Annotated in this window: 13 protein-coding genes; 12 read left to right on the plus strand and 1 reads right to left on the minus strand. The window is 47.0% G+C overall.

All coding sequences use genetic code 11. The features are described from left to right. The first annotated feature begins 68 nt into the window (after nt 1-68). The 11 genes from mrdA to B3O33_RS09225 all read left to right on the plus strand — a co-directional run bounded on the left by mrdA (nt 69) and on the right by B3O33_RS09225 (nt 11,384). Entirely contained in the window at nt 69-1,949 is a 1,881-nt protein-coding gene (gene mrdA / locus B3O33_RS09175; RefSeq protein WP_292362401.1) for a penicillin-binding protein 2, read from the plus strand. Beyond that, entirely contained in the window at nt 1,930-3,102 is a 1,173-nt protein-coding gene (gene rodA, locus B3O33_RS09180; RefSeq protein ID WP_292362402.1) for a rod shape-determining protein RodA, read from the plus strand. The genes mrdA and rodA overlap by 20 nt, the downstream gene beginning before the upstream one ends. Further along, nucleotides 3,099-4,079: a lytic murein transglycosylase B gene (mltB, locus tag B3O33_RS09185; protein WP_292362403.1), complete on the plus strand. Its 981-nt coding sequence runs from the start codon at nt 3,099-3,101 to the stop codon at nt 4,077-4,079. Before rodA ends, mltB begins: the two co-directional genes overlap by 4 nt. Next, nucleotides 4,076-4,924: a septal ring lytic transglycosylase RlpA family protein gene (locus B3O33_RS09190; RefSeq protein WP_292362404.1), complete on the plus strand. Its 849-nt coding sequence runs from the start codon at nt 4,076-4,078 to the stop codon at nt 4,922-4,924. The genes mltB and B3O33_RS09190 overlap by 4 nt, the downstream gene beginning before the upstream one ends. A 24-nt stretch (nt 4,925-4,948) precedes the next feature. Further along, complete coding sequence (locus B3O33_RS09195; RefSeq protein ID WP_292362405.1) at nt 4,949-6,097, plus strand: D-alanyl-D-alanine carboxypeptidase family protein; 1,149 nt, start codon at nt 4,949-4,951, stop codon at nt 6,095-6,097. Nucleotides 6,098-6,103: 6 nt separating this feature from the next. Further along, entirely contained in the window at nt 6,104-6,949 is an 846-nt protein-coding gene (gene dat / locus B3O33_RS09200) for a D-amino-acid transaminase (RefSeq protein WP_292362406.1), read from the plus strand. Further along, nucleotides 6,949-7,224 (plus strand): HP0495 family protein, encoded by a 276-nt coding sequence (locus B3O33_RS09205; protein WP_292363476.1) that lies wholly within the window; start codon nt 6,949-6,951, stop codon nt 7,222-7,224. Before dat ends, B3O33_RS09205 begins: the two co-directional genes overlap by 1 nt. After that, on the plus strand, nt 7,224-7,835 hold the full coding sequence (gene lipB, locus B3O33_RS09210; protein ID WP_292362408.1) for a lipoyl(octanoyl) transferase LipB: 612 nt from the start codon (nt 7,224-7,226) through the stop codon (nt 7,833-7,835). The genes B3O33_RS09205 and lipB overlap by 1 nt, the downstream gene beginning before the upstream one ends. Further along, the gene (lipA, locus tag B3O33_RS09215; protein ID WP_292362409.1) at nt 7,835-8,794 is read left to right on the plus strand and encodes a lipoyl synthase; all 960 of its coding nucleotides are present in this window, start codon (nt 7,835-7,837) and stop codon (nt 8,792-8,794) included. The genes lipB and lipA overlap by 1 nt, the downstream gene beginning before the upstream one ends. Before the next feature lie 30 nt (nt 8,795-8,824). Beyond that, nucleotides 8,825-10,096, plus strand: a complete 1,272-nt coding sequence (locus B3O33_RS09220; protein WP_292362410.1) for an NAD(P)/FAD-dependent oxidoreductase — start codon at nt 8,825-8,827, stop codon at nt 10,094-10,096. 112 nt (nt 10,097-10,208) lie between these two features. Beyond that, the gene (locus B3O33_RS09225; RefSeq protein WP_069295554.1) at nt 10,209-11,384 is read left to right on the plus strand and encodes a citrate synthase; all 1,176 of its coding nucleotides are present in this window, start codon (nt 10,209-10,211) and stop codon (nt 11,382-11,384) included. Here the strand turns inward: B3O33_RS09225 and epmB are convergent. Further along, a complete protein-coding gene (gene epmB, locus B3O33_RS09230) occupies nt 11,374-12,381 on the minus strand; it encodes an EF-P beta-lysylation protein EpmB (protein WP_292362411.1) in 1,008 nt (335 codons plus the stop codon). The genes B3O33_RS09225 and epmB overlap by 11 nt on opposite strands. 53 nt (nt 12,382-12,434) lie before the next feature. Here epmB and B3O33_RS09235 point away from each other — a divergent pair. Further along, a partial coding sequence (locus B3O33_RS09235) for an elongation factor P (protein WP_292363477.1) occupies nt 12,435-12,883 on the plus strand: 449 nt, incomplete at its 3' end.

Consider the following 12,883-nt stretch of genomic DNA (forward strand, 5'->3'; position numbering starts at 1 on the left):
ACGCTGGTCTGGCCGCTGGTATATGCCGTATTAAGGAAAATACGTCGTAGTTTTCAGGTGAGCTGATCGTGATCGATCCACGGCACCGACTTAAAGATCATTTTCGTGAAAGTCGTCTGGTGAGCAACCGGCTGATAATTGCCGGGCTTTTCTTTCTGGTATTGTTCGGCATTATCATTTTTCGGCTGGTGATGTTGCAGATTGTTGACTTTGAACATTTTGATTCACTGTCAAATCGTAATCGTGTTGCTATTGAACCCTTACCCCCTCAACGTGGACTGATTTACGATCGTAATGGGGTATTGCTCGCTGAAAATATTCCAACTTTCAGTTTGGAAGTCATTCCTGAAAAAGTGACGAATCTGGATGAGACCATCGCCGAACTGGCGGAGTTACTGTCTTTAACCGAAGAGGATGTTGCTGCTTTTAACGAGCGACGTAAACGTCACAGGGCTTTTGAAGAAATCGTTGTTCGTAATCAGCTGACGCAAAAAGAAGTTGCGCTGTTTTCAGTGAATCGGCATCGATTCCCTGGAGTTGATGTTGTGGGCCGACTGATTCGTCATTATCCCCAAGGGACACTTTTCGGCCATGCGGTGGGCTATGTTGGCCGTATCAATCAACAAGAGATGCAGGTTATTGATCGGCAGAATTACAAAGGCACCCTGCAGATTGGTAAAAATGGTGTTGAAAAGCAATATGAAGATCTGTTGCATGGCACAGTAGGCTATCGGCAGGTGGAAACGAATGTTCAGGGACGTACAGTCAGAGAACTGTTCAGTGAACCAGCCACGGCGGGCCAAGATCTCTATCTGCATTTAGATATACAGCTGCAAAAAGCCGCTTCAGAAGCATTAGGAGAATACAATGGCTCTGTCGTGGTGCTGGACACGCGCAATGGTGGTGTTCTGGCCATGGTCAGTAAGCCTGAGTACGATCCCAATGCATTCGTGACCGGGATTAGCACCACAGACTATGCAGCGTTAAGAGATAATCCTGAGCAACCTTTATTTAATCGTGCCTTGCGCGGTCATTACCCTCCGGGTTCTACATTTAAACCCTTTGTTGCATTAGCGGGACTGGAGTTGAATGTGGTCACTGAGCAAAGCCGGACTTATTGCCCCGGTTTTTACAGGCTTCCAGGACATGAGCACCGTTATCGTTGCTGGCGGCGACAGGGACATGCCCATGTCGATCTGAAAAGCGCCATGGCAGAATCCTGTGATGTCTATTTTTACGATTTGGCTCATGCCCTGGGCATTGATCGGCTGCATGGCTTTCTGGATTATTTTGGTTTTGGTAAACGCTCAGGAATTGATGTGCCTGGGGAGAGTGCGGGACTGTCACCTTCAAGGGAGTGGAAACGGGCCCAACGAAATCAGGCCTGGTTTCCGGGGGAAACGTTGATTTCAGGCATTGGCCAAGGCTTTAATCAAACAACACCTTTGCAGTTGGCTCATGCCACTGCGACATTGGGTATGTTAGGTACTGTATATAAACCGCAGCTGGTACGTGCCACAAAATCAGATAGTGATGATGGTATGCAATTGATTGGGGGACAACAGACTGACAGTCTGCCAATTCAGAAATCGAGTAATTGGCAGGCTGTCATTGAATCCATGGTTGAAGTGGTGCATGGCAAACGCGGAACGGCACGGCATATTGGAGAAGACTTGCCATTCAAAATTGCGGGTAAAACCGGCACAGCTCAGGTATTTGGGATTGCACAGGATGCAAAATATGATGCAGAAACCCTGGCGAAAAAACTGCATGATCATGCTTTGTTTGTCGCTTTTGCCCCTGCAGATGCCCCTGAAATTGCTATTTCGGTTATTGTCGAAAATGGTGGCAGTGGCAGTGCCGTCGCAGCACCCATCGCCCGAAAACTGATTGATGTGTATTTTGGTATAGAAACAGAGAAAGAGAGCGATGAGCCAATTACTGAATGATCGTCGCAATCCACCCAGAACGATAAGCCCGTTGTTGCAGGATCGTCGCAAGGTCTCCAGAGTTCACTGGACTTCTATACTGCAGCGTATTCATCTGGATGGCTTATTGGTGCTGGGAATCGTGGCGCTGATGGTATTTAGTGCTGTGGTATTGTACAGCAGCGGCGGTGAAGATATCAGCTTGTTAATTCGCCAGGGTGTGCGTATGGCGATCGCCATTGCTGCCATGATTATTCTGGCACAAATCCAACCTGACAGATTTAAGGATATGGCTTTTTGGGTGTATGGCATCGGCGTTTTAATGTTGGTTGCAGTATTGCTGTTTGGCACGATTGGCAAAGGTGCACAACGCTGGCTTGATTTAGGATTTTTTCGCTTTCAGCCATCTGAAATAATGAAGTTGGCAGTGCCTATGGCTGTCGCCGTTTATCTGGCCGAGCGACCTCTGCCCCCCAGTTTTGCAAGATTGTTTATGGCTTTGCTGATGATTGCCATTCCGGTAGTACTCATCGGTAAGCAACCGGACTTGGGAACTGCATTGTTGATCGCCAGCTCTGGCCTGATTGTGGTGTTTTTGTCGGGTATGTCGTGGCGATTGCTCATGAGTTTTATAGTACTTTGCGCTTCCGCTGCCCCGGTATTATGGTATTTCATGCATGATTATCAGCGGCGACGGGTCATGACCTTGTTTAACCCTGAGTCAGATCCACTTGGCGCCGGGTATCACATTATCCAGTCAAAAATTGCGATTGGTTCCGGTGGTTTGCATGGACGGGGGTGGTTGCAGGGAACGCAGTCACATCTCGAGTTTTTACCGGAACGATCCACCGATTTTATTTTTGCTGTGATTGCAGAAGAATTCGGTTTGATTGGTCTGGTGATGTTAATCACAGTTTATCTATTGATTACGGCAAGGGGGCTATATATTGCCGCTCAGGCGCAGATGAGTTACATGAAATTACTGGCGGGCAGTATTGCCATTACTTTTCTGGTCTACGTATTTGTAAATGTTGGAATGGTTACTGGTTTATTACCTGTTGTCGGGGTGCCGCTGCCACTTATCAGCTATGGAGGCACTTCAATGGTGACCTTGCTGGCAGGCTTCGGTATCCTGATGTCTATACACACCCATCGGAGGATGATGTCACCGTGAAGAAGCATATTGTAGCCACACTTATAGGCCTGATGCTGACGCCAGCTTATGCCAATCCAGAGTTACCGGAATTGGATAAATTTATTGACGAAATGGTGCAGGAGCACGATTTTAATAGAGCTGAACTTGAAGCGTTGTTTGACCAGGTGGAAGTCAAGGACAGTATCCTTAAAGCGATTTCCAGACCAGCGGAAAAAAGTAAGCCGTGGTATGAATATCGCGAAATTTTTCTTGACCAGGCGCGTATTAATGCCGGTGTTGCCTATTGGAAAAAACATGCTGCTGCTCTGGAAAGGGCGGAAAATGAGTTGGGCGTACCAGCGGAAATTATTCTGGCAATTCTAGGTGTCGAAACGCGTTTTGGTGGCAATATGGGGAGCTTCAGGGTAGTTGATGCATTATCTACACTGGCCTTTCGTTACCCGCCGCGTAGTCCGTTTTTCCGTTCGGAATTGAAAAACTTCTTAATTCTGACGCGTGAGGAGGAAATGTCACAGCTGGAGCCAGTAGGGTCTTATGCCGGTGCGATGGGGCTGGGGCAATTTATGCCAAGCAGTTTCCGCGAGTATGCAGTGGATTTTGATGGTGATGGACATCGCGATATCTGGAAAAACCCGACGGATGCCATTGGCAGTATTGCCAATTATTTACGTCGCCACGGTTGGCAGCCTGGTCAGACAATAGTTCACGCGACACAATATCAAGGTAATGATTTACCACAGGATTTGGTTGATCGTGGGTTGAAGCCCAGCATAACCCGTGAAGAATTACGCAAGTCAGGATTGTCGACTGCCGATTTACCAGAAGGCGATGATGCTATTACTGTTTTCAGTCTGACTCAGCCGGGTGGCGAAGAACTCTGGTTAGGACGGCAGAATTTTTATGCGATTACCCGTTACAATCACAGTCGTATGTATGCCATGGCGGTTGTGCAACTGTCCGAAGAGATTCGTAATACTTATGAGTCCTCAAAATGAAACGCCATATAGTTAGGCATTTAAGTTTATCGTTGGTGCTTGTTAATCTGTGGTCCTGCGGAACGATCACAGAACAACAGGATGGTGCGCCCAGAGTCAAACCGGATGTGGCAAATATTCCGGATGCCGTACCGCGAGATGAGCCCCGCAGTAAATATGGAAATCCCGCTTCTTATGAAGTATTTGGCAAACGTTATTACACACTTGCCAGCAGTGAAAATTATGTGGAACGAGGTAAAGCGTCATGGTACGGCACCAAGTTTCATGGCCGGCGAACTTCCAGTGGCGAGCCTTACGATATGTATGCCATGACAGCAGCACATAAAACCTTACCATTACCAAGTTATGCTGAAGTGACCAATCTGGATAATGGACGTAAAATCGTGGTTAAAATTAATGACCGAGGTCCATTTCATGATGATCGGCTGATTGATTTATCCTATAGTGCTGCCACGAAATTAGGCATTATCGATAAAGGCACTGGCAATGTTGAAGTCCGCGCAATCACTAAAAAGAATGTGACGGCATCTGCTAACATCAGAGCGACTGAAAATGTTGCCAAAGCCGCCTCTGTTTCCAATGCGGTGGCACCAACCAGCACAATTGGAAAAGTAGTATTGTTCCTGCAGGTCGGGGCTTTCAGCACGATGAGTCGTGCGGAACAAATCAGACAGCAAGTTCAACAACAGATCGAAGAACGGGTGCATATTTCCCCTGTTGAACGTGCTCAAACGCCACTATATCGAGTCAGAGTCGGACCACTGGAAAGTGCTGAGTATGGCGAACGCATTGCCAGCAGGCTAGTGGATATGGGATTTTCCGATACCCGTATTGTGACCGAATAACGTTTTTACACTTGAGAGTAACTAATGATTAAATTGTTAAAAATGAGTCTGGCAGGTTTGCTATTCAGTGTTTCAACACTGACAGCAGCCGGCATGATTACACCGAATCCAACTGCACCATCTATCGCTGGCACTGCTCATATTTTGCAGGATTATGACAGTGGTCATATTCTGATGTCAGAAAATGCTGACGAACGCCTTCCACCCGCCAGTATTACCAAACTGATGACATCTTATGTGGTGTCACAGGAAATTCATGACGGCAACATTAATCTTGATGATGAAGTGTTAATTAGTGAAAAAGCCTGGCGAATGATTGGTTCGCGGAGTTTTATTGAGGTGAATACCAGAGTCACTGTAGAAGCTTTATTAAGAGGCATGATCGTACAGTCTGGCAATGATGCTGCGGTAGCACTGGCTGAACATGTCGCAGGCAGTGAAGAAGTCTTTGCCCAGATGATGAATCAATATGCTCAAAAACTTGGTATGTTCAATACCAATTATGAAAATGCCACCGGGTTACCCGGGCCGGAGCACTATACTACAGCCCATGATATTGCCATTCTGTCTGCGGCATTGATTCGCGATTTTCCCGAGCATTACAAATGGTATGCCGAAAAGGAATATACCTATAACGGTATCACCCAACACAATCGTAATAAGTTGCTATGGCGTGATAATACTGTCGATGGTTTGAAAACCGGTCATACCGAAGAAGCCGGTTTTTGTTTGTCTGCATCAGCCAAGCGCGATGGTATGCGTTTAATTGCTGTTGTAATGGGAACTGCCAGTGAGAACGCTCGTGCTCAGGAAATCCAGAAGATGTTTAATTTTGGATTTCGTTTTTTTGAAACGCATCAACTCTATGCTGCCGATGAAGCGATTACTCAGACTAAAGTCTGGAAAGGTGAAACCAAACAATTGAACCTGGGTTTGGCTCAGCCGTTATCGATTACTGTTCCGCGCGGCCGCTATAAAGATTTACAGGCCTCCACTAATATTCAGCAACCGGTTGTAGCACCGATAGTCAAAGGCACTGAGCTGGGTGAAGTTGAGATCCGTCTGGGAGACGAAGTGGTTGCTCAGCAAAAGCTGGTGGCTGTAGAAAATATTGAAAAAGGCAGCTGGTGGAGAAGAATCCTGGACAGCTTGTTAATGCTGATCTGGGGTTAATAAGACGTGGCAATTGTTTATCTTAATGGCGAGTTTCTATCCGCCGATAAAGCACAGGTTTCTGTTTATGATCGCGGGTACTTACTAGGTGATGGTGTTTATGAGGTGATTCCGGTGTATGCCGGAAATGCCTTTTTACTGGATCGTCATTTGCAGCGATTGCAGAACAGTCTGGATGGCGTTCGCATTGAAAATCCGTTCTCCGGTAAGCAATGGACTGACATTGTAAATGAGCTGATCGCCCGGAATAATGCGGGTAATCAATCCTTATATTTACAGGTTACCCGTGGCGTTGCACCCCGCGATCATATTTTCCCAATCGGTGTTGCGCCTAGTGTGTTTATGATGAGTAATCCTTTGCATCCGGTTGCTGAAAGCTGGAAAACCGAAGGCATCAAAGCGATTACTACAGCAGATATTCGCTGGATGCGTTGTGACATCAAAGCGATAACCTTGCTGGCAAATAGTTTGATGAAGCAATTGGCGCAGGATGCGGGGGCGCAGGAAGCATTACTGATTCGTGACAATTATCTCACTGAAGGCTCGGCCAGTAATGCCTATGCGGTGATCGACGGCGTTATTTTCACGGCACCGAAAGATGAAAAAGTCTTGCCCGGTATTACCCGTGATCTGCTCATCGAATTAGCAGCGAAAGCCGATATTCCCTTACATGAAAGAGCGATCAGCGAATCCGCTTTACGTAATGCTGATGAAATATGGATCAGCAGTTCGACGAAAGAAGTTGTGCCAGTCACATTATTGGATGGTGAGATTGTCGGTAGCGGTAAGCCCGGTCCGGTCTGGCAGCAAATGGATGCGTTGTTTCAGCAATATAAAAATGAGGTAGCTTGATGAGTGAAGCAAGCGGAGAAGATACTTTACTGGAATTTCCCTGTGAATATCCGGTAAAGGCAATGGGAGAAACCCACCCGCAGTTGGATAATATTGTGGTGGAGATCGTGCGCAAGCATGCTGGTGATATTGCTGAGGGGGCAGTCACCAGTAAACAAAGTTCGGGTGGCAAATATACTTCCATCACCGTGGTCATTGAGGCGACCAGTAAAAAACAACTGGACGCCATCTATCAGGAACTCAGTAGTCACGAAGCGGTTAAATACGTGCTCTGATGAAAATTCATGATCTCGGTCTACGAGATTACCTGCCTACATTGATCGCCATGCAGCAGTTCACGCTGCAACGAGATAACCGCACGGAAGACGAGCTTTGGTTGCTGGAACATTTTCCTGTCTACACACAGGGTTTTAATGGTCAGGATGCACATCTGCTGCATAAGAATGCTATTCCAGTCGTAAAAACCGACCGTGGCGGACAGATTACCTACCATGGCCCGGGACAATTAATTGTCTATCCATTGATTGATTTACGCCGCCATAACCTGGGGGTGCGCAACATGATCAGTTGTCTGGAAAACTCAGTCATCGCATTATTAGCCCAGTATGGTATTGATGCTTATGCACGTAAAGATGCTCCGGGGGTATATTGCAATGACGCTAAAATTGCCTCGCTGGGATTACGAGTTAAACGCGGTGCCTGCTATCATGGGCTGAGTTTGAACATTGATATGGATCTGCAACCTTTTGCCGATATCAATCCCTGCGGTTATCCGGGAATGCAAATGACCGACATGAAAACATTAGGTGTAAAGGTAAATATGGCCTCAGTAAAACAACAATTTGTGTCTGTTTTTCTGTCACACATGCAACTGGGTGATAAGTAATGAACGACACGGTTGAAACAGTAAAGCGTGATGTAAAAGCCCTGAAAGGCGCTTCTAAAGTTGCGCGGATTCCGATAAAAATCGAGCCCAGTGATCCGAAACGTAAACCGGAATGGATTCGTGCCAAGTCTCAAGGTGCTCCAGAGGTACAGCGCATCAAACAAATGTTGCGTGATCACGATCTGCATACCGTCTGTGAAGAAGCCTCCTGTCCGAATCTCGGTGAATGTTTTGCTCATGGCACGGCGACGTTTCTGATTATGGGTAATATCTGCACCCGGCGTTGTCCTTTCTGCGATGTGGCACATGGCCGGCCGGATGCGTTGGATGAAAATGAACCGAATCATCTGGCCAAAACTATTGCTGCAATGCAGCTCAAACATGTGGTGGTAACCTCGGTAGATCGCGATGATTTACGCGATGGTGGCGCGGCGCATTTCAGTCGCTGTATCAGTGAAATTCGTCAGCAATCGCCGCAAACCCGTATTGAAGTGCTGGTGCCTGACTTTCGTGGGCGTATGGATGTGGCACTGGAGATTCTGGCGGACAATCCACCGGATATCTTTAATCATAATCTGGAAAGTATTCCACGGCTTTATAAGGCCGTTCGACCGGGTTCGGACTACCAATGGTCACTGGACTTAATCAAACGTTTTCAGCAAATGCATCCTGAAGTGCCCACCAAATCCGGATTGATGCTGGGTCTGGGTGAAACGATTGATGAAGTCAAACAGGTGATGCAGGATTTACGGGACCATGGTTGCCGTATGCTGACACTGGGCCAGTATCTGCAGCCCAGCCGCCATCATCTGGCCGTTGAACGGTTTGTTACTCCTGCTGAATTTGATGAACTCGCTGTGGCAGGCAAAGCAATGGGCTTTGATCATGTGGCCAGTGGACCCATGGTGCGTTCTTCATATCACGCTGATTTACAGGCACAGGGTGAAAAAGTATCTTGAGTCAGTGAATTAGCCGCTGAGGACTTTGATATGACTATCAAACGGCGTCAATTGTTAAAAAATGCAGCCTATCTATCTGCAGCAATGGCCATGCCTTTAGGCTTATCTACCGCGTGTTATCGCGGACAGAAACAGCGTGTTGTCATTGTAGGTGGCGGGTTTTCCGGTGCGACTGCTGCCCGATATCTGTCACTGTGGGCTCCTGATATTGATATCACTTTGATAGAAAAAAACAGTCAGTTTATTTCCTGTCCGCAAAGTAATCTGATGCTTAGCGGTAATCGTAATCTGCAGCAGCTTACCCATGAATATGTGAACTTACAGGCAGATAAGGCTATTCGATTTATTCAGTCTGAAGTAACCGCTGTTGATGTGGATAAGCGTCAACTGTGGCTGGCGGATGATAGCCGTGTAGATTATGACCGGTTGATTATTGCGCCGGGAGTGGATTTTATTTATGACCAGTTTCCTATTTTGGCTACGGCAGAAGCTCAACAACATGTCCCCCATGCCTGGAAAGCGGGTGCCCAGACCGAATTGATGGCTAATCAGTTAAAGTCGATGCGCCAGGGCGGGCTGGTCATCATGACGGTGCCTGCAGCCCCTTTCCGGTGTCCACCTGGCCCGTATGAAAGGGCCTGTCAGATTGCGTTATATCTTAAAAATCATAATCCATCTGGCAAATTACTGATATTGGATGCCAATCCGGATATTGTTTCCAAAAAAGCGTTATTTACCGAGGCCTGGCAACAGCTTTATGATGGCTTTATCGAGTATCAACCGATGAATCCAGTTGAATCGGTCAACGTCGCTAATCTTGAAGTTGAAAGTTTTTTCGAAAGTTACAAAGCTGATGTTTTAAATGTTATCCCCCCTCAGAGAGCCGGGAAAGTAGCTGCGATGGCGGGGGTGATTAATATTGATAACCGTTGGTGTGATGTTGATTATCTGACTTATGAATCCACGGCGGTTGAGCGGGTGCATGTGATCGGTGATGCAGTGGCAGCTAAAGTCCCCAAATCGGCACATATTGCCAATCAGCAAGCCAAGGTCTGTGCGGCTGCGGTAATTGCTTTGTTACGCGATGAATTACCCGAACAGCAACCCGTATTCAGCAATACCTGTTACAGTTTTGTTGATGGACAGCAAGCGGGGCATGTTGCCGCTGTTTATCGTTATGATAAAGATAGCCGGGATATGCTGCCTCATCCCAGCGGCGGGGTTTCCGAATCCGCCAGTGAACAGGAAGGTCTCTATGCCCAAGGCTGGGCGGAAAATATCTGGGCTGATACATTAGGCTGACATTCAGCTTTCTCTGCACTGGCCTGGTCGGGGTTTCGGTCTTTTCCCTTTGCAGTATAATGAGCCGCATTTTCAATAACTCCACCAGCTGGATTTAAACACGAGGTAGTAGATGAGCGATTTTTTACCCGGCCTGGAAGGTGTGCCTGCCACGAAGTCAGCCATTTCATTTATTGATGGCGAAAAAGGCATCCTTAGTTACCGTGGTTATCCACTGGAAACACTGGCAACCAACAGTACTTTTGAAGAAACCACGCTATTGTTACTCGATGGCGAATTACCTACCAAAGCTGCACTGAATCGCTTTTCCAAACAACTGCGCAGCAGCTACCGTATCAAATATCATATCCGCGAAATGATGCGGCATTTTCCGCATACCGGTCATCCGATGGATATGTTACAAACTGCGGTTTGCAGTTTGGGCATGTTTTATCCCGGAACCGAATGTCTGACCGATGCGGATAGCTGTAAAGATATCGATTATGTCCGCAATATGACGGTCAATATCATTGCGCAGATGGCGCCTCTGGTGGCGATGTGGGAACACATGCGTCAGGGCTACGATCCAATCAATCCTCGCGATGACTTATCGGTAGCCGAAAATCTGTTGTATATGTTTACCGGTAAAGAACCGGATAGTCTGATGGCGCGCATTATGGACGTCTGTCTGATTCTGCATGCTGAACATACGTTGAATGCGTCAACCTTTGCCGCCCTGGTTGCGGGTTCCACATTGGCATCACCTTACAGCGTTATTTCGGCAGCAATTGGTACACTTTCTGGCCCGTTACATGGTGGAGCTAATCAGCGTGTCGTCGGCATGCTGCAGGAAATTGGTTCGCCTGATAATGTTGAAGCCTGGGTTGATAAGAAACTGGCCAATAAAGAAGTTATCTGGGGCATGGGGCATCGGGAATATAAGGTTAAGGATCCCCGCGCCACTATCCTGCATAAACTGGTGACCAAGCTGGTGGAAGAACGCGGTGGTTCACTGGATAAGATGTTTGCTACCGCAATGAAGCTGGAAGAAGTCTGTGTGGATCGTCTGGGCCATAAAGGCGTGTATCCGAATGTAGATTTCTACTCCGGTATTCTGTATTCGGAAATGGGCATTCCAGAAGATCAGTTCACTGCCTTGTTTGCGGTTGCTCGTTCAGCCGGTTGGCTGGCACATTGGCGCGAACAGATTTCCAATAACCGTATTTATCGTCCAACGCAGATTTATGTGGGACATGAACAGCGTGAATATATTCCGATGTCTGAACGGAAAAAAGCGCCTAAGCAATAATGGTTTTACTGGCTTCACCTTGTTGCTCGCGTACCAGCCGCGGCACAAGGTAGCCGGGTAATTCACGGCGCATCTCAGCGGTTAAGGCAATGCCTTTAGCTTCGTCTACATCAAAATGACTGGCACCTTGCACTTTATCGAGTAAATGCAGGTAATAGGGCAAGACCTGAACCTCGCTTAATTTTTCACTTAGTGCGATTAAGCTCTCAGCATCATCATTAACTCCCCGTAACAGCACCGCCTGGTTCAACAACTCACACCCGGCATCGCGTAACAGTGATAGTGCATCAGCGGTTTCAGCATCAATTTCATTGGCATGATTAGCATGGATGACCATTACTACACGTAAGGAGGATTTACTGACCCAGCTCAATAAGCTTTTATTGATTCGCTTAGGCAGCACTAATGGTAATCGGGTATGAATTCGCAGCCGTTTGATATGGGGGATTTTTTGTAAGTCTTCTACCATAGCGGCTAATTTTGCATCGGTTAACGCCAGCGGATCACCGCCACTGAAAATAACTTCACGAATACTGTTATCACTTTGCAGTGCAGCGATTGATTGTTGCCATTGACTCGCTAATGGATTGCTTTCACTGTACGGAAAATGCCGGCGAAAACAGTAACGGCAATGAATGGCACAGGCTCCGGTTGTCAGCAATAATGCCCGGCCCTGATATTTATGCAAAATACCGGGTGAGCTGATTGCCAGATGATCTCCCACCGGATCCGCTGAAAAACCTTCGACCTCAATATTTTCATCAATCAGCGGGAAAACCTGACGCAAAAGGGGATCCTGAGGATCGCCATAGCGCATTTTATTGATATAACTTTGCGTTACGCGTAGCGGGAAGTTTTTTAAGCTCTCGGCATCAATCGCTTGCAGACGATTCTCCAGCCCCAGCATTTGCAGCAAGACTGTTGGGTTTTTAATGGCATGACTTAATTCATCCTGCCAATCAGCAAAGATTACGTCAGCTTGCGATTGCGGTATCATAGTGGGCTTTGATTTTGTGAACAGGCGACGATCGTCCCCCAAAAGAGGTAAGCATGGCAAGTTATAGTACAAATGAGTTTAAAGCCGGACTGAAATTCATGATGGATGGCGATCCTTGCAGCATCATCGAAAATGAATTTGTGAAACCCGGTAAAGGCCAGGCGTTTAATCGCGTAAAATTCCGTAACCTGAAAACAGGTCGTGTTAACGAACGTACTTTCAAAACCAATGAATCCGTTGAAAGTGCCGATGTCGTTGAGATTGATTTGGAATTTTCTTATACCGACGGTGAATTCTGGCACTTTATGGATCCGACCAGCTTTGAACAATATGCTGCCGATGCCAATGCCATTACGGACAGCAAAGACTGGCTTAAAGAACAATATACCTACACAGTAACTTTGTGGAATGGCACGCCGTTGCTGGTCACACCACCTAACTTTGTTAATCTGACTGTGGTTGAAACCGATCCAGGTGTGCGTGGTGACACCTCTGGTGGCGG

The sequence above is a fragment of the Methylophaga sp. UBA1464 genome, assembly GCF_002325665.1.
Taxonomy (GTDB): Bacteria; Pseudomonadota; Gammaproteobacteria; order Nitrosococcales; family Methylophagaceae; genus Methylophaga.